The 22476-nt window shown below is 70.1% G+C and carries 21 protein-coding genes; 12 read left to right on the top strand and 9 right to left on the bottom strand.

What is annotated here, in order from left to right; all coding sequences use genetic code 11:
* The first annotated feature begins 19 nt into the window (after positions 1-19).
* From FVE89_RS16830 to FVE89_RS16820, 3 genes are all read left to right on the top strand, one after another.
* A complete protein-coding gene (locus FVE89_RS16830) occupies positions 20-1150 on the top strand; it encodes a hemolysin family protein (RefSeq protein ID WP_160535099.1) in 1131 nt (376 codons plus the stop codon).
* Between the two features lie 76 nt (positions 1151-1226).
* Positions 1227-2834 (top strand): apolipoprotein N-acyltransferase, encoded by a 1608-nt coding sequence (lnt, locus tag FVE89_RS16825; protein ID WP_160535211.1) that lies wholly within the window; start codon positions 1227-1229, stop codon positions 2832-2834.
* 47 nt (positions 2835-2881) lie between these two features.
* Entirely contained in the window at positions 2882-4075 is a 1194-nt protein-coding gene (locus tag FVE89_RS16820) for an MFS transporter (protein WP_160535210.1), read from the top strand.
* Here FVE89_RS16820 and FVE89_RS16815 read toward each other — a convergent pair.
* Entirely contained in the window at positions 4027-4503 is a 477-nt protein-coding gene (locus FVE89_RS16815; protein ID WP_160535098.1) for a cupin domain-containing protein, read from the bottom strand. The two genes, FVE89_RS16820 and FVE89_RS16815, sit on opposite strands and share 49 nt — an antisense overlap.
* Before the next feature lie 575 nt (positions 4504-5078).
* Here FVE89_RS16815 and FVE89_RS31685 point away from each other — a divergent pair.
* Positions 5079-5393, top strand: coding sequence for a BA14K family protein (locus tag FVE89_RS31685; RefSeq protein ID WP_246730915.1), 315 nt, complete (start codon positions 5079-5081; stop codon positions 5391-5393).
* 112 nt (positions 5394-5505) lie between these two features.
* On the opposite strand, the gene FVE89_RS16805 is transcribed toward FVE89_RS31685, so the two are convergent.
* On the bottom strand, positions 5506-7095 hold the full coding sequence (locus tag FVE89_RS16805; RefSeq protein ID WP_160535096.1) for a catalase: 1590 nt from the start codon (positions 7093-7095) through the stop codon (positions 5506-5508).
* Between the two features lie 133 nt (positions 7096-7228).
* Between FVE89_RS16805 and FVE89_RS16800 the strand changes: the two genes are divergently transcribed.
* The 5 genes from FVE89_RS16800 (at position 7229) to FVE89_RS16780 (ending at position 10338) form a co-directional block, all read left to right on the top strand.
* Entirely contained in the window at positions 7229-8173 is a 945-nt protein-coding gene (locus FVE89_RS16800) for a LysR substrate-binding domain-containing protein (RefSeq protein ID WP_160535095.1), read from the top strand.
* A gap of 129 nt (positions 8174-8302) precedes the next feature.
* Positions 8303-9358 carry an AbrB family transcriptional regulator gene (locus FVE89_RS16795; protein WP_160535094.1) on the top strand — a complete coding sequence of 352 codons (1056 nt, stop codon included), beginning with the start codon at positions 8303-8305 and terminating at the stop codon, positions 9356-9358.
* A complete protein-coding gene (locus tag FVE89_RS16790) occupies positions 9358-9705 on the top strand; it encodes a diacylglycerol kinase (protein ID WP_160535093.1) in 348 nt (115 codons plus the stop codon). Before FVE89_RS16795 ends, FVE89_RS16790 begins: the two co-directional genes overlap by 1 nt.
* Positions 9706-9799: 94 nt before the next feature.
* Entirely contained in the window at positions 9800-10051 is a 252-nt protein-coding gene (locus FVE89_RS16785; RefSeq protein ID WP_160535092.1) for a type II toxin-antitoxin system ParD family antitoxin, read from the top strand.
* Positions 10048-10338, top strand: coding sequence for a type II toxin-antitoxin system RelE/ParE family toxin (locus tag FVE89_RS16780; protein WP_160535091.1), 291 nt, complete (start codon positions 10048-10050; stop codon positions 10336-10338). The genes FVE89_RS16785 and FVE89_RS16780 overlap by 4 nt, the downstream gene beginning before the upstream one ends.
* A 51-nt stretch (positions 10339-10389) precedes the next feature.
* Here FVE89_RS16780 and FVE89_RS16775 read toward each other — a convergent pair whose 3' ends face one another.
* On the bottom strand, positions 10390-11004 hold the full coding sequence (locus FVE89_RS16775) for a hypothetical protein (RefSeq protein WP_160535090.1): 615 nt from the start codon (positions 11002-11004) through the stop codon (positions 10390-10392).
* A 145-nt stretch (positions 11005-11149) separates the two neighbouring features.
* On the opposite strand from FVE89_RS16775, the gene ilvA reads away from it, so the two are divergent.
* Complete coding sequence (gene ilvA / locus FVE89_RS16770) at positions 11150-12682, top strand: threonine ammonia-lyase, biosynthetic (protein ID WP_160535089.1); 1533 nt, start codon at positions 11150-11152, stop codon at positions 12680-12682.
* Between the two features lie 50 nt (positions 12683-12732).
* Here the strand turns inward: ilvA and FVE89_RS16765 are convergent, their stop codons facing one another.
* The 4 genes from FVE89_RS16765 to FVE89_RS16750 form a co-directional block, all read right to left on the bottom strand.
* A complete protein-coding gene (locus FVE89_RS16765) occupies positions 12733-13785 on the bottom strand; it encodes a methyl-accepting chemotaxis protein (protein WP_160535088.1) in 1053 nt (350 codons plus the stop codon).
* Between the two features lie 312 nt (positions 13786-14097).
* Positions 14098-14775, bottom strand: coding sequence for an MgtC/SapB family protein (locus FVE89_RS16760; RefSeq protein WP_342389934.1), 678 nt, complete (start codon positions 14773-14775; stop codon positions 14098-14100).
* 64 nt (positions 14776-14839) lie between these two features.
* The gene (locus FVE89_RS16755; protein WP_160535087.1) at positions 14840-15781 is read right to left on the bottom strand and encodes an EcsC family protein; all 942 of its coding nucleotides are present in this window, start codon (positions 15779-15781) and stop codon (positions 14840-14842) included.
* 25 nt (positions 15782-15806) lie between these two features.
* Positions 15807-17207: an AmpG family muropeptide MFS transporter gene (locus tag FVE89_RS16750; protein ID WP_160535086.1), complete on the bottom strand. Its 1401-nt coding sequence runs from the start codon at positions 17205-17207 to the stop codon at positions 15807-15809.
* A gap of 198 nt (positions 17208-17405) precedes the next feature.
* Here FVE89_RS16750 and FVE89_RS16745 point away from each other — a divergent pair, with 198 nt between their 5' ends.
* Complete coding sequence (locus tag FVE89_RS16745) at positions 17406-18482, top strand: histidine kinase dimerization/phosphoacceptor domain -containing protein (protein ID WP_342389933.1); 1077 nt, start codon at positions 17406-17408, stop codon at positions 18480-18482.
* A gap of 66 nt (positions 18483-18548) precedes the next feature.
* On the top strand, positions 18549-18986 hold the full coding sequence (locus FVE89_RS16740; RefSeq protein ID WP_160535084.1) for a response regulator: 438 nt from the start codon (positions 18549-18551) through the stop codon (positions 18984-18986).
* Between the two features lie 343 nt (positions 18987-19329).
* Here the strand turns inward: FVE89_RS16740 and mutS are convergent, their stop codons facing one another.
* Positions 19330-22044: a DNA mismatch repair protein MutS gene (mutS, locus tag FVE89_RS16735; RefSeq protein WP_160535083.1), complete on the bottom strand. Its 2715-nt coding sequence runs from the start codon at positions 22042-22044 to the stop codon at positions 19330-19332.
* A 120-nt stretch (positions 22045-22164) separates the two neighbouring features.
* The gene (locus tag FVE89_RS16730; RefSeq protein WP_160535082.1) at positions 22165-22455 is read right to left on the bottom strand and encodes a hypothetical protein; all 291 of its coding nucleotides are present in this window, start codon (positions 22453-22455) and stop codon (positions 22165-22167) included.
* Positions 22456-22476: the final 21 nt, after the last annotated feature.

The following is a 22476-nucleotide window of genomic DNA, read 5'->3' as shown; positions in this document are numbered from 1 at the left end:
GACCCCAGACCCGAGAGACATGAGCAACGATCGAAGTCGCGGCGCGGCCCTGGCCGCGCCCAGTTCCACCGAGGGCGAGTCCCAGAACCGGGAGCCCTGGTACGACCGCCTGCTCCAGGCGCTCCATCTCAAGCCGCGCGATTCGCTGCGCGAGGGACTTGAGGAGGCGCTGGCCGAGCCGGATGCCGGCGAGAGCGGATTGTCTCCGCTCGAGCGCGTGATGCTCAAGAACGTGCTGGGCCTGCACAAGGTGCGGGTCGACGACGTGATGATCCCCCGGGCCGACATCGTCGCCGTGTCCAACGAGACGAGCCTCGGCGACCTGCTCAAGCTGTTCCGCACCGCGGGCCATTCCCGCCTGCCGGTCTACGGCGAGACCCTCGACGATCCCCGCGGCATGGTCCACATCCGCGATCTCGTGGACCACATCGCCGCCAAGGCCGAGCCGACCCGGCGCAGCGTGCCGGCGGCCAAGCCTGCTGAACCGGCGGTCGACGGCGCGGCCGAGCCGGCGGCCGCACCGCGGGTCCGGCGTCCGGCGCCGCGGCTTCCGCGCAGCCTCGACCTCGGCAAGGTCGACCTGACCACCACCCTGGCGGCGGCGCGCATCCAGCGCCCGGTGCTGTTCGTGCCGCCCTCCATGCCGGCGATCGACCTGCTGGTGCGGATGCAGGCGACGCGCACCCACATGGCGCTGGTGATCGACGAGTATGGCGGCACCGACGGGCTGATCTCCATTGAGGACCTGATCGAGGTGGTGGTCGGCGACATCGAGGACGAGCACGATGTCGCGGAGGCCAATTACGTCCAGCGGGTCGACGGCGAAGGCGAGGTCTTCGTGGCCGACGCCCGCACGCCGCTCGCCGAGGTGTCCGAGGCGACCGGCGTCGATCTGGCCGCGGCGGTCGGTGAGATGGCCGAGGAGATCGACACGCTGGGCGGCATGATCGTGACCCTGGCCGGGCGGGTTCCCTCACGGGGTGAACTGATCGTCGGCCCGGGCGACCTCGAATTCGAGGTGCTCGACGCGGATCCCCGCCGCCTGAAGCGGCTGCGCTTCCACAAGGGCGCGGCGCGGATCGGCAGCGTCGTGCCGCTTGCCCTGCCGCCACCCTCCAATCCACCGGCCGCCGAGACGCCCCATCCGTGACGGTCCCGGCGTGACGCGCGTGGCGGAGGGCTACGCCCGGGCTTCCGCGGTGCCGGGTGCGCCGCTGCGCGGCCCGATGCCGGGCGTCGTCCGGGCCATCGCGGGTCTGACCGGCTGGCGCCGCCTCGGCTTGGCGTGGCTCGCCGGGGCGCTCGGCGCGCTTGCCATGCCGCCCTACGGTATCCTGCCGCCCCTGATCGTCTCGCTGTGCGTTGCGGTCTGGCTCATGGACGGCGCTGCCGCGGACCGCCCTGCCCTGCGGCGCATCTGGCTAGGCTTCCTGATCGGCTGGGCCTGGGGCTTCGGCTATCTCACCGCCGGCCTGTGGTGGCTGGGCCAGGCTTTCCTGGTGGAGGCCGACGAGTTCCTCTGGGCGCTTCCGCTCGGCGTCGTCGGCCTGCCGTTCGGGCTCGGCCTGTTCTACGGGGCGGGTTTCGGCGCCGCTGGCCTGCTCTGGCGCCGGGGACCGGGGCGGATCGCCGCCCTCGCCTTCGGGGTCGGTGCCGCGGAGTGGCTGCGTGGCCACCTGTTCACGGGCTTCCCGTGGAACACCCTCGGCATGGCGCTCGCCCAGAACCTTTGGCTGATGCAAGGGGCCGCGGACATCGGCCTCTATGGCCTGACCGTTCTGGCGATCCTGATCTGCGCCGCCCCCGCGACGCTCGCCACCGGCGCGACCCCGCGCAGCCGGTTCGGGCCGAGCGCGGCCGCCGCGATCCTGCTCGCCGGCATGGCGCTCTTCGGCGCCGAGCGCCTGGGACCGCCCGACCCGGTGGTGGCGGGCGTCCGCCTGCGCCTCGTCCAGCCGAACCTGCCGCAGGACGCCAAGTTCAGGCCCGAGAACCGCGCCGATATCGTCGATCGCTACATTGAGCTGAGCCAGCGCCCGGTCGAGGCCGGCGAGTCCGAGCCGACCCACATCATCTGGCCGGAATCCGCCTTCCCGTTCCTGATCCAGCGCGATCCCGCTGCCCTGGCCAAGGTGGCGGCCGGCCTGAAGCCGGGCCAGCACCTCGTGACCGGCGCGGCCCGGGCCGAGGAGCCGCTGCCGGGCGAGCGCCTGCGCTACTTCAACGCCATCATGGTGATCGGGCCTGACGGCGTGATTTCCGACAGCTACGACAAGGTCCACCTCGTCCCGTTCGGCGAATACCTGCCCGGACCCCTCGACGCCGCCCTGAGGGCGCTGGGCCTGCGCCAGTTCGTGGCGATCCCCGGCGGATTCTCGGCCGGCGCGCGCGCCGCCCAAAGAATCCTGGCGGTGCCCGGCCTGCCGCCGGTGGCGGCCACGATCTGCTACGAGGCGATCTTTCCCGGTGCGATCCTGCCCGCCGGCCACGCCGCGCCCGCTTCCCGCCCGCCGGGGTTGATCCTGAACGTCACCAACGACGCGTGGTTCGGCGACACGCCGGGGCCTCGCCAGCACCTCGCCCAGGCGCGCCTGCGCGCCGTCGAGGAGGGGCTGCCCCTGGTGCGCGACGCCAATACCGGGATCTCCGCGGTGATCGACTCGCATGGCCGCATCGTCGCCGAGACATCCCTCGATCAGGAGACCTGGCTCGATTCCGACCTTCCCGCGCGCATCGTCGGCGGCACCCTGTACGGCCGGTTTGGCGACGCGGCCTTCGCGGTGATGCTGGCCGTCTGCCTCGTCGGAGCAGTCACGGCGGGTCGGCGGACGTGAGGGCGGAACACGTCGGATCGCGCCGCATCCGCCTCGCCCTCGCGTTGATGCTGGTCGCATTCAACCTGCGGCCGGCGCTCAGCACGGTCGGCCCCCTGCTGGCGACCATCCGGGACGGGACCGGCCTCGGCGCGGGCGGCGCCGCGATCCTCACGACGCTGCCGGTCCTGTGCCTCGGCATCGCCTGTGCGCTGGCGGCGCCGCTGATCCGGCGGATCGGGGCCGATCTGGCGGTGCTCGCCGGCACCACCGTTCTCGCGGCCGGGTTGATGCTACGCGGCCTCGGGGGCCTCGTCCCGCTCTTTGTCGGGACGGCGCTCGCCGCCATCGGCATCGGTCTCGACAACGTGCTGCTGCCCGCCCTGGTCAAGCGCGATTTTCCCGGCAGCGGCGGCCTGATGACCGGGCTCTACACCATGACGCTCTGCCTCGGCGCCGCGGCGGGGGCAGGCGCGTCGGTGCCGGTCGAGCACGCCCTCGGCGGCGGGTGGCCGTCCGCCCTGGCCATCTGGGCGCTGCCGGCACTCATCGCCGGTCTGCTCTGGGTTCCGTTCGCCCGCCGGCCGAGCGCGCGGTCGGCGCCCTCGGCCGGGCGGCTGCTGCGCAACCCCGTCGCGTGGTGGGTGACGGGCTTCATGGGGCTGCAATCGTCGCTCGCCTACATCCTGTTCGGCTGGCTGCCGCTGCTGCTGCAGGGGCGCGGTCTGACGCCGCTCGATGCCGGCCTGTTCGCCTCGCTGACGACTTTGGTCCAGGCACCCGGGGCCCTCATCACCGCCACGCTGGCCGCCCGCGCCCGCGACCAGCGCGTCTGGATCGTCGTGATCCCGGGCCTGACCGCGTTCGCCTTCCTGGTCCTCGCCTTCGGGGCGGAGTCCCTGCGCGTCCCGGCCGCCTGCGCGCTGGGTTTCGGGATCGGCGGCTGCTTCGGACTCGGGCTCACCCTGATCGTGCTCCGCGCGGCGGATGCGGCGAGCGCCGCCGGCCTGTCCGCCATGGCGCAGGGCATCGGCTATGCGGGGGCCTGCCTGGGTCCTCTCGCGTTCGGGCTTGCCCACGAGGCGACCGGGGGGTGGGGCATTCCCGGCACCCTGTTCGTCGGGATCACCGCCGCCGCGATCCTGATCGGCCTCGCGGCCGGCCGCGACCGCAAGGTCAGCGCGGCGGAACCGGAGGTCCGCAGACCGGCCGCTCAGCCGCTGAGCCCGCTCCAGCCATCGAACCCGGCCAGCGGCTCCTGATCGTAGCGCAGCATCAGGTGTTCCATCGCCGCGGCATCCGACAGGCGCCCCGCGGCGGCGAGATTCGCCAAGCCCTCGAAGAATCCCTCCCGGGCGAGCGCCGGCGTGAAGCTCAGGGTGAACCGGACCGGCTGGTCGCCGCGGTTGGCGAAGGCGTGCGGCCGGCCGGGTTGGACCAGGGTGAAATCGCCGGGCCCGAGATCGATGTCGGTGCCGTCGAGGTGCAGGGCGAGGGAGCCTGCCTCGACCGCGAAGGTCTCGGTCAACCGGGCGTGCCGGTGCAGCCCGGCCCCAGGCGTGCGCGGGTCCATCTCGACCCGATAGATGCCGATCGCGTCGGCGGTCGCATCACTGCGCGCGAGATAGGTGACGCGCATTCCGCCGATCACCGCATCGGGCTTCGCGTCGTGACGGAGGAGCGCTGCCATGCCGTTCTCCCCAAGTTCAGGCTTCAACCTCGTCTGTGCTCGCATCATGCGAGCCCCGGCTGACCGTCGCAATGGTCCGGCAGAGTCGCGCGCGGCGATCTGATGTCGGTGTCATCCATGTTGGTTCTGGATAGCGAGCTGCTCAAATCCGAAAAACAAGTATGACTGAATCAGAAATGAGATTTGATTTTGCATAGGGCATATCGAATCGGATCATGCCTCGTTCCAATCCGGGCGGTATGCGCTCGCAGGACTGACAAAGATTCCCGGACGGCCTATGCTTGATCGGGAACGAAGAGCGCGCACGTTTGCGAGAAGTCTCTTCACATCGGCCGACCGATGGATCGGCCTGCACGTTGGGGATCCAGATGGCACGCATTGCTAGGCCCGGACGTCGACTCGCGTCCGCTGCACTGTTCGCCCTCGCTCTGACCACGACCGGAGCGGAGGCGCGCGGGTTCGGGGGCGGATTCCATGCTGGTGCGATCGGGCCGCGGGTCGGCGCCTGGGGCCGCCCGCTCGGGCCCGTTCGGCCCGGCGTTGAGCCCGGTGGCGGCTTTGGCCGACCCGGTTTCGTGGGCCGGCCTCTCTACGCCCATCGTCACTGGCACCGCGGCTATTGGGGCTATCGCTATGGCTATGGATTGGGCGGTTTCGGGCTCGGTCTGGGTCTCGGCGGAGTGTTCGGGGCTTACGGCGACCCTTGGTATTACGACGACACCATCTACACGCCGCCGATCTACGTGGCCCCGGTCGAGGTGCCGGTCGAGACGGAAGTGGTGACGGACGATTCCGCCGCCATCGCGGCCTGCGCGCGGCGGTTCAGGACCTACGATCCGCGGACGCAGACCTTCATCGGCAAGGGCTACGTGCGGCGCCGCTGCCCTTGAAGGCGCGTTGCGGCGAGAGAACAGCCGTCCCGTCTGCAGCGTCCTTTCCAAAGAAAAGGTCCCGCGAGCGGGAGCTCGCGGGACCTCTGGTCGGTCGGCTAACGGGAGAGACTTATTCCGCAGCGACCCGCTGGGCCTGCGAGCCGTCCGAGTAGGTCTCGGTCTGCAGGCGCTTGCCCGGGGCGGCGCGGCCCGGCAGCGGCGGCAGGGCCTTGGCCTTCTCCAGATCGATCCCGGCGCCCTCGGCGACGCGGCGGCCGTAATCCTCGTCGGCGTGCCAGAAGTGCCAGACCATCCGCAGCTGGATCGGCTCCGGGCACTGCTTCATGTCGGCCACGAGGTTGGCGATCAGATCCTCGCGCTCCCAGTCCTGGAACGAGCGATAGCGCTCGCCGGCCTGGGTGTAGTCGTCCTCGGTCCGCGAAGTCTGGTAGCGGCCCAGGCGGCCCTCCACCCGCTGATGGTATTCCTTGGCGGGCTTGGGCGCCTCGCGCAGACCCTCGGCCAGGGTGCTCGGCTCGTAGTTGATGTGCTTGTTCGGGCCGGTGCCGTCGACCATGTAGGTCATCTGTCCGTCCCGCTGGTTCGAGTACACCTTCACGCCGGGCTGCGGCGCGTTGATCGGCAGCTGCAGGTAATTGGGACCAACCCGGTAGCGCTGCGTGTCCGAGTAGGACAGCGTCCGGCCCTGCAGCATCTTGTCGTCCGAGAAGTCGATGCCGTCGACCAGCACGCCGGTGCCGAAAGCCGACTGCTCGACCTCAGCGAAGAAGTTGTCCGGCACGCGATCGAGAACCATCCGGCCGCAGGGCCGCAGCGGGAACTGGTCCACGGGCCACAGCTTCGTGTCGTCCAGCGGGTCGAAGGACAGGTGATCGTTCGGACCGTCCGGCATGATCTGCACGGCGAATTCCCACTCGGGGAAGTTGCCGGCCTTGATGTTGTCGTAGAGGTCGCGGGTCGCGTGGCCGACATCCTTCCCCTGGATCTCGGACGCTTGGCTCGAGGTCAGGTTCCGCACGCCCTGCTTCGGGATCCAGTGGAACTTGCAGAGCACCGCCTCGCCCTGGTCGTTGACCAGCTTGTAGGTGTTGACGCCCGAGCCTTCCATCTCGCGGTAATTGGCCGGGATGCCCCACGGGGACTTCAGCCAGGTCACCATGTGGATCGACTCGGGGTGCTGGGCCACGAAGTCGAAGAAGCGCCACGCCTCCTGGCGGTTCGTCACCGGGTCCGGCTTGAACGCGTGGATCATGTCGGGGAACTTGATCGCGTCGCGGATGAAGAAGACCTTGAGGTTGTTGCCCACGAGGTCCCAGTTGCCGTCGACGGTCTTGAACTTCACCGCGAAGCCGCGCGGGTCGCGCTCGGTCTCCGGGCTCTCCTTGGCGCCGGCGACGGTGGAGAAGCGCACGAACATCGGCGTCCTCACGCCGGTCTCGTTCAGCACCCGGGCGCGGGTGTACTTGGAGGCGGGCTCGTCGCCGATCTTGCCGTAAGCCTCGAACCAACCGTGGGCGCCGGCGCCGCGGGCGTGGACGACGCGCTCCGGGATCCGCTCGCGGTCAAAGTGCGTGATCTTCTCGATGAACTGGTAGTTCTCGAGCGTCGCGGGGCCGCGCTCGCCGACCGTGCGGGTGTTCTGGTTGTCGCGGACCGGATGGCCCTGGCGGGTGGTCAAGATTGGACGTTGATCGCTCATGGGTTCCGTTTCTCCGTGCAGAAGGCTCTCGGCTGTCACCAGGGCAACCTGGAACCGTTCTCGTGAAAGGTTATGACCCCAGCGTGACCCCGAGGCAAATGCATCGTCGCAAACTTTGTGATAGACCTTGTCTATGAATCTCTCGGGTCTCTCGCTCCGCGATCTGGAATATGTCGTTGCGGTCGCCGACGAAGGTCACTTCGGGCGGGCCGCGGAGCGGTGCAACATCAGCCAGCCGACGCTCAGCGTGCAGGTCCGCAAACTGGAAACCGCGCTGGGCCTCGTCTTGTTCGAGCGCTCGAATCGCCGCATCCTGCTCACCGAGGCCGGTCAGGTGATCGTGCGGCAGGCCCGGGTGGTCCTGGCGGAGGCGCAGCGCCTGCTGACGCTCGCCAGCGAGGGGCGCGGCTCACCGCTGACCGGACGCCTGATCCTCGCGGCGATCCAGACCCTGGGCCCTTACTTCTTCCCGCTGGTGCTGCGGCCGCTGCGCGAGGAATATCCCCTGCTGACGCTCTCGCTGCAGGAATCGCGGACCGCCGACATCGTCGAAGGCCTGCGGGACGGGCGGATCGACGCCGCCCTGGTCTCGCTACCGGTGCCCCAGCACGGGCTGACCGTGGCGCCCCTGTTCATCGAACCCTTTTGGCTCGCCTGCCCGGCCGAACACGCCCTCGCCCGCGGCGGCGCCCTTTCGGCCACCGAGATCGCCGGGCCGGACCTCCTGCTCCTCGACGAGGGCAATTGCCTGCGTGATCAGGCGATCGCGGCCTGTGGAGCCGGCTCCTCGGCCGGCCGTCATGCCACGAGCCTGGAGACCCTCCGCTCGATGGTGGCGGCCGGCGCCGGCTACACGCTGCTGCCCGCCCTCGCGGTCCCGGCCGGGCCTGATCCGAGCGGCCTGACCGTGACCCGGGCCTTCGATGTCGACGCCCCGGGCCGCACTATCGCGCTGGCTTGGCGGTCCAGCGATCCCCGTGCCCCCGGCCTGTCGCGCTTGGCTGCCTTCTTCCGGGCGCATGCGCCGCCCGGCACCGCCGCCTGTCGCGACGGCACGACCCAATCCTCCGAACCCTGATATCCGGTGGGGCCGTCGTGCCGAATCTCCGCCGTGGCGCCGAATCTTTGCCGTGACAGGGCCAATATTCCAGTGTAGCGCGCGGCCGAAGCCCGATCTCCCACGCGGGCGCCTCCTCCCGCGATCGCCTTGCCGTCCTTGCGCACCCTCGGCCTCTGGGCCGCCCTTGCCGCCGTCTCCGTCGCCATCTCGTACGGCCTGATGCGTGCGCATTTCCCGGCGGCGCTGCTGCTCGGGCCGATGATCGGGGCGATCGCGTTCGGCGTCGGCGGATCGCGGCTCCACGTGCCGCGACCGGCTTTCAACGCCGCCCAGGCGATGATCGGCTGCCTCGTGGCCCACGCCGTCACCGGGCAGATCGCCCAGACCCTGCTGGAGGACGGCCCGCTCATCGTCGCCGTCGTCCTGGTGACCGTGGCGGTCAGCGGCGTCGTCGGGTGGGTGCTCACCCGCCTGCGGGTGCTGCCCGGGACCACCGCCGCCTGGGGTTCCTCGCCGGGCGGCGCCTCCGCCATGGTGGCGATGGCCGAGGATTTCGGCGCGGACCCGCGGCTCGTGGCCTTCATGCAGTACGTGCGGGTCGCCGCGGTCGTGTTCTCGGCGTCGCTCGCGGCCCGGTTCCTGATGGAGAATCCGGCTGCCGCCGGTGCGTCCGGCGTCGCCGAGGCGATCGAGCCGCTCTCGCTCCTGGCGACTCTCGCGGTGGCGGTGATCGGTGCCGGCGCGGCCCTCGCGCTGCGGGTGCCGGCGGGCGCCCAGATCGGCCCGATGGTGCTGGGGAGCCTCCTCCACGCCACCGGCCTCGTCCGGATGGCCCTGCCGGTACCGATCCTCGAACTCGCCTATGCTTGCATCGGCATCTATGTCGGCCTGCGCTTCACCCGCGAGACCCTGCGCCTGACCGTCACGGCGCTCCCGGGGATCCTGGTGGCGACCTCTTCGGTGATCGCGCTGTGCGCCGCCTGGGGCTGGGGGCTGACCCTGCTGCTGCCGATCGATCTGCTCACCGCGGTGCTCGCCACGAGCCCTGGCGGGCTCGATTCGGTCGCCATCATCGCGGTCGGCTCGAAGGCCGACGTCTCCTTCGTGCTGGCGGTGCAGACCCTGCGCCTGTTCGTGGTGCTGCTCACCGGCCCGCTGCTGGCGAAGTGGATCAGCCGGTCCGTGCCCGAGGGGGCGGCCTGATGAACGCCCTGGTCCTCGCCTTCCTCAATTCCTGGCGCGGCCTGCGCCACGGGGCGCGCACCGAGCGGGCGGTCCGGCAGGAGCTGGTTCTGCTGGCGGTGGGCGTGCCGGTCGCGCTGCTCCTCGGCGCGACCCTGTGGGTGCGCGTCGCCCTGATGGTGAGCCTGCTGCTGATGCTGGCCGCCGAGTTCCTGAACACGGCCGTCGAGAAGCTCTGCGACCACGTCCATCCGAGCCATCACCCGATGATCGGCCGGGTCAAGGATCTCGCCTCGGCGGGAACCTTCATGGCGCAGGTGGCGGCGCTGCTGGTGTGGGTGGCCGCGCTGGTGGAGCGGGTGGGCTGACCCAAGCGGGATCTGATGCTGCCTCGGCGAGGGCCTCTCACTGGCAACGTTCGAGAATCTTTGCCATCTTCCCTGAAGCGGAAGGCCGTTCGACATGACGAGCATGAACGTATCGTTGTCCGAAGCCATGAAGGACTGGGTCGAAGCCCAGGCCGCGAGTGGCCGCTACGGCAGTGTCGGCGATTACGTCCGCGACCTAATCCGCCGGGATCAGGAGCGGAGCGACGGTCTCGCGCAGCTGCAGCCGCTGATCACCGAGGGGTTCGACAGCGGCATCAGCACGTCGTCATTGGATGACGTTCTCGCCGAGGCCCGGGCGCGCATGCGGGCCGCACAGCGCCCGTGACGATCCGGACGACGCGGCGGGCCGATCTGGATCTCGTCGAGATCTACATGGCCGGTGTCGCCAAGTTCGGAAGCGAGCATGCCGAACGCTATCTCGCTGGACTGAGGGCCCTGTTCTCACTTTTCGAAGAAAGGCCGCAGATAGCCCGTCTGCGCGATGAATTCGTCCGGCCGGTGCGGCTGTATCCCTATCGCGCGCACATCGTCGCCTACATCGAGCATGAGGACGGCATCCTGATCGTTCGCGTTCTGCACGGCCGACAGGATTGGACGCGCCACCTGGCCTGAACAGGCTTGCGGCCCGGCATGTCGCCTTCCCTGTGACGCCATCCTGGGCCTTCAACAGCCGTCGGAGCGCGTGCTCCCCAGATAATCGGCGGGCAGTGGCAGACCGAGGAGTTGTTCGAGCGCCTTGTCTGCGTTGCAGAACCGGCCGGCAGGAGCATCTCGGTGGATGATCCTGAAGACGTCCCGCGTGGTACCCGCGTCGATCCCGGGACTTTCCAGCCCGTAGATCCGGATCTCGGCCGGCTTCGGCTCGCTCACGCTTAGGGCTGATCCCGCCTGAAGGATCGCCTCAATCAGGATGACGGCTGGTGCGCCCTCGATTCGGGCGCGGGCCAACCGGATGCTGCGCTGCACCCGCTCACTGTCGAAGGGCGTGTCGGCTAAGCTGTCGGTGAGGCCGCAGGCTCTGTCCTCGATGGCGACAAGGCCAGCCTCTGTCTCACCGGGTTGCGGCAGAAGCACGAGATGGACGTGATAGCTGTGCGCGTTACCGTTCTCCCGCCAAGCTCGGACGATGGTCGCCGTGCGGCCGTCCGCCGTCGCATTCGGGACACGGTTAATCCCATCCTGGAGCGGGATCGGGACGATGTCGCGGATCTGTCTTTCCGCCCCGAAGGCGGCAACGGTCAGCGCGAGCAGGGCGATCAGGCTGGGCTTAGCGCGCATCGGGCGACCCGGATCGGATGAGAATCTTAGCTTTGCGCGGCGTTGAGGAACAGGGCTCGCGCGTGGCTCGATCCGGGAGGGTGCACCGCGTGATCCATGTGCCGGAGTGCTCGCATCTCGACCCACGAAGGGCTATCTCGGCGCCATGGCCACCGACTACATCCGCAAGATCCTCACCGCCCGCGTCTACGACGTGGCGATCGAGAGCCCGCTCGATCCGATGCCGCGCCTGACAGAGCGGCTCGGCCGGCCGGTGCTGCTCAAGCGCGAGGATCTCCAGCCGGTCTTCTCGTTCAAGCTGCGCGGCGCCTACAACAAGATGTCGGGCCTGAGTCCGGACCAGATCGCCCGCGGTGTGGTCTGCGCCTCGGCGGGCAATCATGCCCAGGGCGTCGCCCTCGCCGCCGCGAAGCTCGGGGCGCGGGCGGTGATCGTGATGCCGCGCACCACCCCGTCGATCAAGGTCGATGCCTGCCGGGCCCGCGGGGCCGAGGTCGTGCTGCACGGCGACGCCTTCGACGAGGCGCTGGCGCAGGCGAAGACCCTCGAAGCCGAGCAGGGCCTGACCTTCCTGCACCCGTTCGACGATCCGGACGTGATCGCCGGCCAGGGTACGATCGGCAAGGAGATCCTGGAGCAGCATACCGGCCCGATCGAGGCGATCTTCGTGCCGGTCGGAGGCGGGGGGCTCGCTGCCGGCATCGCCACCTTCGTGAAGTACCTGCGGCCCGGCACGAAGGTGATCGGCGTCGAGCCGGAGGACGCAGCCTGCATGGCCGCGGCGCTCGCGGCCGATACCCGCGTCAGCCTGCCCACGGTCGGCCTCTTCGCCGACGGCGTCGCGGTGCGGCAGGCCGGCGAGGAGACCTTCCGGCTCTGCCGCGAGCACCTCGACGGGGTCATCACGGTCGATACCGACGCCATGTGCGCGGCGGTCAAGGATATCTTCGACGACACGCGGGCCGTGTCGGAGCCCTCCGGCGCGCTGAGTCTGGCCGGTGCCAAGCTCTACGCCGAGCGCGAGGGCGGCGACGGCACGCTGATCGCGATCTCGTCGGGGGCCAACCTCAACTTCGACCGCCTGCGCCACATCGCCGAGCGGGCCGAAATCGGCGAGCAGCGCGAAGTCCTGATCGGCGTGACGATCCCCGAGCGGCCGGGCGCCTACCGGGCCTTCATCAACGCCCTGGGGCCGCGCGCCATCACGGAGTTCAATTACCGCCACGCCCCGGGCAACGAGGCGCAGATCTTCGTCGGCATCAACCTGACCGGCGGCAGGCGCGAGAAGCAGGCGCTGATCGGATCCCTGCGCGAGGCCGGCTACCGCGTGCTCGACATGAGCGACAACGAGATGGCCAAGGTCCATGTCCGCTATATGGTCGGCGGCCGGGCCGTGGGCGTCGCGCACGAGCGGCTGTTCCGCTTCCAGTTCCCGGAACGACCCGGCGCGCTGATGAAGTTCCTCGACGCGCTGGGGCCGGACTTCGACATCACGCTGTTCCACTACCGCAACCACGGCGCCGATTACGGCCGCGTGCTCGCCGGCATCGCGGTCCCGCCGGGCGAGCGGGCGCGGTTCGACGCGGTCATCGAGGCGCTGGGCTACCCGGCCACCGACGAGACCGAGAACCCGGCCTATCGCCTGTTCCTGGACGGTGAAGGGGTCGGGGGCGCCTGAGGCATCATCCCGGACGGCGACTGCCGGTCACGGGGCGATAACCCGATCGGTCATCGCGTCCAGCCCTCGCCGATCCGCTGCGCGATCACCCCGCGCCAGCCCAGCCCGCGATAGGTTTCGTAGCCCGGCGTCTCGTGGAAGGCGACGAGATGGCCGGCGCCGTCCCGGTAGTGGCCATGCGGCCGGCCCTCGGTGCGCAGCCGGAACACCTCGGTCAGGTCGCCGCCCCCGTTCGAGCAGGCGATCACCCGGTCCCTGGCGTCGAGGAGCATGACCCGCGTCCGTTCGCGCTCGCCCGGGCCGAGGCGGATGCCCTGCACGATCGCCCGGGCCTGAGGCTGCCAGTCGAAGTGGATGGCCAGCACGCCGAGCGCGGGGCCGTCGGCGCGGCCCTCGGCGCGCACGCTCGCACAGTAGGTCGCCACCTGCGCACCGCCGAGATGCGGCTCGTTGCGGATGTCGGCGACCGAGAAGGCGTCGCCGTTCGGCAGAGCGCGCGCCTGCCGAAACCAGGGCTCGTCTCCGATCTGCGAGCCGACCACGCCCGGGTAGGTCTCCGGCCGGCCGTTGGCGAGGACGCGGCCGTCGAGGTCGCACAGCCACAGGTCCAGGTAGACCGTGTAGGCGGACAGGATCACGCCCAGGCGCTCCGTGGCGTAGGCGACGGCCGCCGCGCTCGGGTCCGCGCCACAGGATACGACGGCGGCATCGGTTGCCCACCAGCGGACGTCGCAGGTGCGCTCGTAGAGATTTCGGTCGATCAGCTCGACCGCGTTCAGGGCGAGGTCGACGCACCGGGCCGCCCGGGTCTCCTCGGCGAGGCGCCCGACCGCGTCGGTCAGCTGGTCGATCTCGGAACTCAGGTTGAGGCCCAGCGCGGAGGCCACGCGATCGACCTCCGCCGATACCGTCCGGACCTCCTGCGCGACGATCGAGAAGCCGGCGCCCTTCTCACCGGCATGCGCCGCCTCGATCAGCGCGTTGAGCGCCAGAAGCTTCATGCGCTGCGCGATCGATCTGATGAAACTTAGATTGCCGGCGGCATTCCTCTTGAGCGTCTCGGCGGAGCTGCCCACGATATCCGATAGGGTCAAACTTGACATGTTAAGCAGGTCTCAATATTTGCCGTAAGGCAATAATCTTTCGCCGAGATACAAATATGATTGGCTTAAATCGGCCATGTCAACGACTAAAAAGATGCAAATTTGTTACATGTTGGGCACGATGCTCTGAAATTACGCAGTTTTGATCAAACTAGTATTAGTTGAGTGCGACAAATATTGAGCTGACATCGACATTGCTGCGAAAACATCCATCGCCCGGGAGGAACTGAACTGGCGGGACCCGAGACGATCTCGGTATCGGCGTGATCAATCCTCGGCACGGCCGAAACGGGCGCGGCAGTGCCGGCCTCGTCAGGCCTCTCCCTCCTCGACCTCGAGGATGTCGGGCAATGCCCGCAGCTTCGCCGCGATGTCGGCGACGCTGGTCCGCGACAGGCGCACGAAGGTGATGGCGACTTCCTCCACCTCCGGATCGGCACCCGGGCGGAGAACGAAGCTCCGGACCCGAGAGGCACGCTCGCCGGTCACGTCGTGCAACCGGTCGAGGGACAACGCACCCCGGCGCACGGTCAACCGAAGCGTCTGCGCCCGCATCCGGTCGCGCCAGCGTTCCTCGAAGGGCTTCACGCCCGCCAGGATGCCGACCACGAGCGCGGTCGTCGCCAGGGCCGGCACGTAGAGCCCGCTGCCCACCGCGAGCCCGATTGCCGCCACGCCCCAGAGGCTCGCCGCCGTGGTGAGGCCCTTCACCACCTCGCCGCGCAGCAGGATCGTGCCCGCGCCGAGGAAGCCGATCCCCGACACCACCTGCGCGGCGATTCGGGACGGGTCGAGCACGACGTGATCGGTGCCCAGCACGTCGCCGAAGCCGAAGGTCGAGACCAGCATGATCAGGCACGAGCCGACGCAGACCAGCATGTGGGTCCGCAGGCCCGCCGCCCAGAGCAGCCGCTCGCGTTCCAGGCCGATCACGCTGCCGAACAGGGCCGCCAGCGCCAGCCGCGCCACCATCTCGCCGTTGCCGATCACGACCAACTCCGCTCATCCGCGCGACGCGCAAGCGGGCGATCCTGACCGAACATGAGCCGGCTTATCAACTGATGCCGAGGGCCGCCTTCTCGACCTCGTAGGCGGCCCGCACGGCGACCGCCCCGTAGGCCCGTTCCAGCCGCCGGACCGTGAAATGGGCCCGCGCCGTCGCCTGGAAATGGTTCATGAAGGCGGTGTTGACGGCCGCGCCTCCGAACGCCCCGAGGATCGGCACCGCCTGCGCGGCGACCTTCTGCGACACGACCAGGCCGAACCGGGCGGCGATCTGCGCGGTGAAGCGGATCAGCGCGGGGGCCGATTGATCGAGGAGGGTCTTACTGCCGGCGTAGCGCGCCGCTTCCGCCAGGGTCTTGGCCAGGGCCGCGCGGACCGCGAAGTAACCGCTCTCTGTGAGCGCCGCTCCGGCTTCCGTGGCGGCTGCCGCCCGGCCGCCGAGGGCGAAGACCTGAACGCAGGCGAGCGCGCCCTCGGGCGTCTCCAGATCCTCGCCCTCCTCGCGGGCGATCTCGGCGATCGAGCGCAGCATCAGCGTGGTCGAGACCGGAAGCTCGACCGCCAGGGTCGAGAGGCCGAACGCGCCGCCGAGGGCGCCGGAGAGCGCCGCGAAGGCCTTGTGCTTGGCGTCGCCCGAGCCGAGAAGCCGCGTGAGGCGGCTCTCCGCCTTGGCGGTCGCCGTGCCGAGGGCCTCGCCCGCCGTCGCCGGCGCGAGTTCCGTGCGGGGCAGCGTCGCCAGGGCGACCCGGAGGGCGCCGCGCATGGCGGCCTCGGTGCTGCGGCTCACCACCTCGGTCACGGGCGCCGGCAGCGAGCGCCCGATGATGTCGAGCGGCGCCCCCGCGGCCGCGGACAGGCGGGCGGCGAGACTCGGCCGCTCCAGCGTCTGCACGGCCCGGCGCAGCGCGGCGAGATCCGCGTCGCTGAGCATCGCCTCCTGGGTCACCGTCGGCAGCGTCGAGTCGGCGCGGGTGATGTCGGTCGTGGTCATCCAAGGATCCCCGGATCGGTTCCGGTCACGCGGCCCCCGGGGCGCGCGCCGTGGAAGGAAGTTCTGCGCCCGCCACGCGGTTCCCCGCCGGGTTCGGGCCCTGGACGAGCGCAATCGCTGGCGCCGCCTCCGCGTTCGTTCCGTCGCCCCGACGGCCCACGGCGAGGCACAGCGCCAGCACCGGGATGCCGATGAGCGATGTCAGCACGAAGAAGGCGGGATAGCCGATCGCCTGCACGATGAAGCCGGAGGCGCCCGCGATCAGCTTGCCCGGCAATGCGTAGAGCGAGGAGAACAGGGCGTATTGCGTCGCCGCATAGGCCGGGCTGGTGAGGCTCGACATGTAGGCGATGAGCACGATGCCGGCGAAGGAGCCGCAGAAATTCTCGATCGAGATGGCGACCGTCAGGCGCCAGATCTCGGGGGCGCCGGCCGAGAGCCACGCGAAGGCGAGGTGCGAGGCGGCGGCCAGGAAGGCGCCGAGCAGCAGCGTCGGGAACAGCCCGAGCCGCGCCAGTGCCCATCCCCCCGCGAAGCCTCCGGCGATGCCGACCCAGATGCCGTAGAGCTTGGTGACGGTGGCGATCTCCTTCAGGTCGAAGCCGAGCGTCCGGTAGAGCGGGCTCGCCATCACGCCGGACAGGAAGTCGGGCAGCCGGTAGAGCGCCACGAGCAGCAGGATGCCCCAGAGGGCCGCCCCGAAGCGGCCGTGCAGCTCGGTCAGCGGCTCCAGCACGGCGCGGCGCATCGACCAGAGCCGGGAATGACCCGCCGTTTCGGCCACGGCCACCCGAGCTGTGTCGAAGGCCGGCGCCAGCAGTGCGGCCACCATGCCGACCAGCATGAGCGCGGCCATGATCAGGTAGGCCAGCATCCAGCCGCCGGAGGCGGCGATGAACAGCGCGCCGGCGCCCGCGGTGATCAGGCCGAGCCGGTAGCCGAGGTTCGAAGTCGCCGCCAGGATGCCCTGGAAGTCGCTGCCGGCGGCGTCGATGCGCCAGCCATCGATGACCACGTCCTGGCTCGCCGCGCAGAACGCGACGAGGAAGGCCCCGAGGCCGAGGAGCGCGAGGTGGGTCTTCGGATCGGAGAAGGCCATCAGCGTCAGGCACAGGGCGACGGCGGCCTGCGTCGTCACCATCCAGGCGCGGCGGCGGCCCAGCCGCGCGCCCAGGACCGGCACGTTGAGCCGGTCGATGGCCGGCGCCCAGAGGAACTTCAGCGAATAGGGCAGCGCAACGTAGCTGAACAGCCCGATGGCGCGCACGTCGATATCCGAGAAGGCGAGCCGCAGCGTGAAGGTCCCGAGCACCAGAAGCAGGGGCAGGCCCGACGAGAATCCGAGCGCGAGCATCAGGACGATACGCCGGTCCTCCACGATGTCGCGGAGCCGGAAACGGCGCAAAGCCTGTGGCTGGTTGCCCATGGCATGGAACTCCTGAGCCTTCCTGGCCTTGATCCCGCGAAATCGTGGCAAAGGTGCGCCGCGCTGGTGCTCGCTGGATTGTGATGCGGTTCCGCTCGATCTTGATCGAAGCTTGCTTAACGGAATATCCACGCCCGGTGGATCGGGATGTGAAGGAGTTGAGCAGACGCGTCGCGTTGCAGAATGTGGAATGATGCGGTGAGTGCCCGATCGGATCCCGCTCTCCCCCCCGCGACGCTGGTCGATGCCTTTGCGCGCAGCCCGTCGCCGATGGTGATCACGGATGCCCGCGCGCCCGACAATCCGGTCGCCTGGGCCAATGAAGCCTTCCTTCAGGCCACCGGCTACGAGGCCGCGGAGATCGTCGGGCGCAATTGCCGCATGTTGCAGGGGCCGGCCACGGACCGCGCCACGGTCGCGCGGATCCGCGCGGCCATCCAGGCGGCCGAACCGCTCTCCGTCGAGCTGCTGAATTACCGGAAGGACGGCACGCCCTTCTGGAACGCGATGACGATCACGCCGGTGAGCGACGCGCAGGGTGTGGCATTCTACTACGCCGCCCAGGCGGACATGACCCACACACACCAGCGCGAAGTCACGATGCGCGGCACCAACGACGAGCTGGAGCGCCTCGTCGATGCCCGCACGCACGCCCTGAGCGCGGCGCTGGAACAGAAGACCGCGCTGCTGCACGAGGTCGATCACCGGGTGAAGAACAACCTGCAGGTGATCTCCTCGCTGATGCTGCTGAAGGCCCGCCGCACCCCGGAGGGCGAGGCGCGCGACGCGCTTCAGGGCATGGCGGAACGGATCGGGGCCCTCTCGACCGCCCACCGCCTGCTCTATTCGGAGGGCGACTGCGCGCATTTCAACCTCGGCGACTTCGCGGCCGAGTTCCTGGCCGACATGAATGCCGGGCTGGACCCGGAACGGCATCGGATCGAGGCCGACGTGGAGCCGATCGCGGTGGCGGCCGCGATGGCCGCGCCGCTCGCCCTGCTGATCCACGAACTCACCGCCAACGCCCTGCGCCACGCCTTCCCGGACGCGCGGGAGGGCCGCGTCTCGATCGCGGCCCGACGCACCGAATGCGGGATGCATCTCACGATTCAGGACGATGGGATCGGCCTCGGCGCAGCGCCGCCGAATCCGGCGGGCTTCGGGCGCAACCTCGTGGAGATGGTCGTGCGGCAGATGCGCGGCACCATCGCCTGGAGGGATGGCGGGCCGGGCACGTCCGTGGAGATCGACATCCCGCTACAGCCCGCGGCTTGAGAATTCTGCACGGACACTTCACGCTCCTGATCAGGCGCGTCAGAGACGCCGAAGAACGGAGAAGGCATGGGGACCGGGAACGCCGCCGCGGATTCCGCGCTGCGCATCCTCGTGGTCGAGGACGAGGCGCTGATCGCCCTGGAGCTCGAGTGCCTGCTGGACGATCTGGGCCATGTCACGGTCGGCATCGCGGGCACCTCAGCCGAGGCGATCGCGCTCGGCCGCTCCATGGCGCCCGATGTCGCCCTTGTGGATGTTCACCTGGTGGACGGGCCGACCGGCATTGAGGTCGCAAGGGCGCTTTCGGAGGACCGGCGCACCACCGTGGTGTTCATGACCGCCAACGCCAAGCGCATCCCGACGGATTTCGCGGGCGCCATCGGGGTGATCGCCAAACCCTATTCGGAGCGGGTGGTGGCCAGCACCCTCGACTACGTGGCCGACCGCCGCGCCGGCCGCAGCGGGGAAGCCTGCCCGGACGGGTTCTTGCCGGCGCCGGGGTGAGTTTTTTGACAGGCCGTCTCTGCGACACGCCCTCCCCCCCTCTGCGGACTGCGGGTTTACACATCTCCCTTTGAGGGGCGAAGGCGGCTCTCCCCTCCCCCCTCTGCGGGGGAGGGTGGCCCCCGAAGGGGGTCGGGAGAGGGGATCGACGGTGCAGAATCAAGCTCTACGCGGCGTGAAGGCCTCGCCTCGTCCTGAAGCCGGGTTCCCCTCTCCCGCAAAGGGGGGAGGGAGAGCGGCGGTGCCGATCGCGTCTGTTTTCCGACCAAGATGTGTGAATCTGCGCGCGTAACGGGGGAGGGAGAGGCCCGGCGCAGCCCGAGCCTTCCTCGGTCATCGACCCTCACGCCCTCCCCGCCCGCTCGCGCTTCAACCGATAGAGCGCGTCCAGCGCCTCCCGGGGCGTCAGCGCGTCCGGATCGATGGCGTCGAGCAGCGCGCCGAGGGGATCCTCGGGGGGCGGCTCCGGCGGCGGGGGGGGCGCGAGGGCGGCGAAGAGCGGCAGGTCGTCGATCCGGGCGCGGGCGGGCCGACCGCGCTCGGCCTTCTCCAGGCTCTTGAGGATCGCCCCGGCCCGGGTCACGACGCTGCCGGGCAGCCCGGCGAGCCGCGCCACCTGCAACCCGTAGCTGCGCTCGGCCACACCGGGCACCACTTCGTGCAGGAACACGACGCCGTCCCGGTGCTCGGCGACCTTGAGGGTCGCGTTCTCCAGCCGGGCGAGCCGGTCGCCCAAAGCGGTCAGCTCGTGGAAATGGGTGGCGAACAAAGCCCGGCAGGCATTCACCTCGTGCAGGTGCTCCAGGCAGGCCCAGGCGATCGACAACCCGTCGAAGGTCGCGGTGCCGCGGCCGATCTCGTCGAGGATCACCAGCGAGCGGCGGGTCGCCTGATTGAGGATCGCGGCGGTCTCGACCATCTCGACCATGAAGGTCGACTGTCCCCGGGCGAGGTCGTCGGCGGCGCCGACGCGGGAAAAAAGCCGGTCGACCCGGCCGATCCGCGCCTCTGCCGCCGGTACGAAGGCGCCCATCTGGGCGAGCACCGCGATCAGCGCGTTCTGGCGCAGGAAGGTCGACTTGCCGCCCATGTTGGGGCCGGTGATCAGCCGGATCCGGCCCCGCGTATCGCCCGATAGGTCGCAATCGTTGGCGATGAACGGCTCGCCCGCCCGGCGAAGTGCCGCCTCGACCACCGGATGGCGCCCGCCCACCACGACGAAGCTGAGCGAATCGTCGACGATCGGCCGGCGCCAGTCGAGCTCGACCGCGAGTTCCGCGTGGCTCGCCGCCACGTCGAGGTCGGCCAGCGCCTCCGCGACTTCGGCGATGCTGTCGGCCTGCGCGAGCACGCGCGCGGCGAGGTCGTCGAACACGGCCGCTTCGAGGGCCAGCGCTCGGTCGGCCGCCCCCGAGATCTTGGATTCGAGCCCTCCCAACTCGACGCTGGTGAAGCGCATGGCGTCCACCATGGTCTGGCGGTGGACGAACTCGCTCTGCAGCCCCTTGAGGCAGGCCTCGCCGACGGATTGCGGAACCTCGATGAAATAGCCCAGCAGGTTGTTGTGCTTGATGCGCAGGGTCCGGCAGCCGGTCTGCTCGGCGTAGCGCGTCTGGAGGGCGGCGATGACCTTGCGGGAATCCTGACCGAGCGTGCGGGCCTCGTCGATCTCCGGATGATATCCCGCGCGCACGAAGCCGCCATCGCGCCGGCTCAAGGGAAGCTCGTCGGCGAGCGCCGCCGCTAAAGTCGCGATCAGCCCGGCGTCGGCCTCGGCCAGATGGTCGGCGAGGCGCGCAAGATCCTCCGGCAGGTCCGGGATGGCGGACAGGCGCGCGCCGAGATCGGCTGCGACCGCCAGACCCTCCCGGATGGCGGCGAGGTCCCGCGGCCCGGCGCGGCCGAGGCCGGTGCGGGATAGGGCTCGGGCGAGGTCGGGCGCCCGGGCGAGCGCATCGCGCAGGCCGGTGCGGAGCGGACCATTCTCCGCGAGATGCGCCACGGCGGCGTGCCGGCGGGCGATGGCGTCGAGGTTGGTCAGCGGGCCCGCGAGGTGCTCGGCGAGCAGCCGCGCGCCGTTCGCCGTCACGGTGCGGTCGATCGTGGCGAGCAGGCTTCCCGTGCGCTCCCCCGACAGGGTGCGGGTGAGTTCGAGGTTCGCCCGGGTGGCCGCGTCGATGGCGAGCGTCGCGCCGGCATCCTCGCGGGTCGGGACCGCGAGGGTCGGCCGGGCCGCGAGCTGGGTGCGGGCGATGTAGAGGAGCGCCGCCCCGGCCGCCGCGATCTCGGCCCGGGTGAACTGGCCGAACCCCTCCAGGGTCGAGACGCCGTACTGTTCGCGGATGCGCCGCTCGGCGGCGGCGGGCTCCAACTCGGCCTGCGCCAAAGGGACGATGGCGGCCCGGCTCTCCTGCCAGATCCGCGCCAGCGCGGGATCGGCGTGGATCGCCTCGGACAGGACGATCTCGCGCGGATCGTGGCGGGCGATGGCGCCGGCGAGGTCGCCGCCCGCGACTTCGCTGAGTGAGAAGCGACCGGTCGAGATGTCGACCGCGGCGAGCCCGTAGGCGACCGCCCCCTCCCCCGTCTTGCGGCGGCCGATCGCCAGGAGAAGGTTGGCCTGGGCCGGATCGAGGAGCCGGTCCTCGGTGATCGTGCCGGGGGTGACGAGGCGCACGACCTCCCGGCGCACCACCGATTTCGGGCCGCGCTTCTTGGCCTCGGCCGGATCCTCGGTCTGCTCGCACACCGCGACCCGATGGCCGAGGGCGATCAGGCGGTTGAGGTAGTCGTCGGAGCGCTCGACCGGCACGCCGCACATCGGGATCTCGCTGCCCGCATGCTTGCCGCGCTTGGTCAGGACGATGCCCAGCGCCCGGGAGGCGATCTCGGCATCCTCGAAGAACAGCTCGTAGAAGTCGCCCATCCGGTAGAAGAGCAGGCAGTCGGGATTGGCCGCCTTGATCTCGATGTACTGCGCCATCATGGGCGTGGCGCCGGCCGGATCGAGGCCTGGGCTGGACGGCGGGTCGGCGGGGCGGACGGCGGTTCGGGCCATGGCGCCTCTTAGCAGAGCGCGCTCCGCGAATCAGGATCGCGTGCCGCCGCGGCTGGGGAGAAGCCGCGACGGCGGTGGATGGGGCGGGCCGTTGAGCCGACGCGCCCTTGGGGCCGGTGCTCAGGACCGGGGGCCGCCCGTGGTGTTGCCGAGCTGCTGCTGGTAGCCGGGCCGCGACGGGTTGCGCGCGTTCGGGTTGCCATGGCGCATCGTGTTGAGGCGGCGCATCCGGCGCTCGTGCCGGGTGGAATGGTGGCGATGCATCCGGTGGTGGTGATGCATCGCGACGGTCTCGACCAGGCCGCCGGCAAGCCCGGTCTGCGGCATTGCGGGGGCTGCCTGCGCGGCCGAAGCGCCGGCCACGAGTCCGCCGGCGAGCAAGCCCGCGGTCAGCAATGTGCGAAAAGACATTGTTCCGTATCTCCGATCCGC

The organism is Methylobacterium sp. 2A, from assembly GCF_009806555.1.
GTDB lineage: Bacteria > Pseudomonadota > Alphaproteobacteria > Rhizobiales > Beijerinckiaceae > Methylobacterium.
Note: the sequence above shows the minus strand (reverse complement) of the source record. Positions and strands in the feature narration are given on the sequence as shown.

Coding starts and splice junctions, on each gene's coding strand:
- FVE89_RS16805 (WP_160535096.1), bottom strand. CDS start 7,095: ATGAGCGATCAACGTCCAATCTTGACCACCCGCCAGGGCCATCCGGTC.
- FVE89_RS16740 (WP_160535084.1), top strand. CDS start 18,549: ATGGGGACCGGGAACGCCGCCGCGGATTCCGCGCTGCGCATCCTCGTG.
- FVE89_RS16755 (WP_160535087.1), bottom strand. CDS start 15,781: ATGACCACGACCGACATCACCCGCGCCGACTCGACGCTGCCGACGGTG.
- FVE89_RS16750 (WP_160535086.1), bottom strand. CDS start 17,207: ATGGGCAACCAGCCACAGGCTTTGCGCCGTTTCCGGCTCCGCGACATC.
- FVE89_RS16785 (WP_160535092.1), top strand. CDS start 9,800: ATGACGAGCATGAACGTATCGTTGTCCGAAGCCATGAAGGACTGGGTC.
- FVE89_RS16800 (WP_160535095.1), top strand. CDS start 7,229: ATGAATCTCTCGGGTCTCTCGCTCCGCGATCTGGAATATGTCGTTGCG.
- mutS (WP_160535083.1), bottom strand. CDS start 22,044: ATGGCCCGAACCGCCGTCCGCCCCGCCGACCCGCCGTCCAGCCCAGGC.
- FVE89_RS16765 (WP_160535088.1), bottom strand. CDS start 13,785: ATGTCAAGTTTGACCCTATCGGATATCGTGGGCAGCTCCGCCGAGACG.
- FVE89_RS16820 (WP_160535210.1), top strand. CDS start 2,882: ATGCTGGTCGCATTCAACCTGCGGCCGGCGCTCAGCACGGTCGGCCCC.
- lnt (WP_160535211.1), top strand. CDS start 1,227: ATGCCGGGCGTCGTCCGGGCCATCGCGGGTCTGACCGGCTGGCGCCGC.
- FVE89_RS16730 (WP_160535082.1), bottom strand. CDS start 22,455: ATGTCTTTTCGCACATTGCTGACCGCGGGCTTGCTCGCCGGCGGACTC.
- FVE89_RS16790 (WP_160535093.1), top strand. CDS start 9,358: ATGAACGCCCTGGTCCTCGCCTTCCTCAATTCCTGGCGCGGCCTGCGC.
- FVE89_RS16830 (WP_160535099.1), top strand. CDS start 20: ATGAGCAACGATCGAAGTCGCGGCGCGGCCCTGGCCGCGCCCAGTTCC.
- ilvA (WP_160535089.1), top strand. CDS start 11,150: ATGGCCACCGACTACATCCGCAAGATCCTCACCGCCCGCGTCTACGAC.
- FVE89_RS16815 (WP_160535098.1), bottom strand. CDS start 4,503: ATGGCAGCGCTCCTCCGTCACGACGCGAAGCCCGATGCGGTGATCGGC.
- FVE89_RS16775 (WP_160535090.1), bottom strand. CDS start 11,004: ATGCGCGCTAAGCCCAGCCTGATCGCCCTGCTCGCGCTGACCGTTGCC.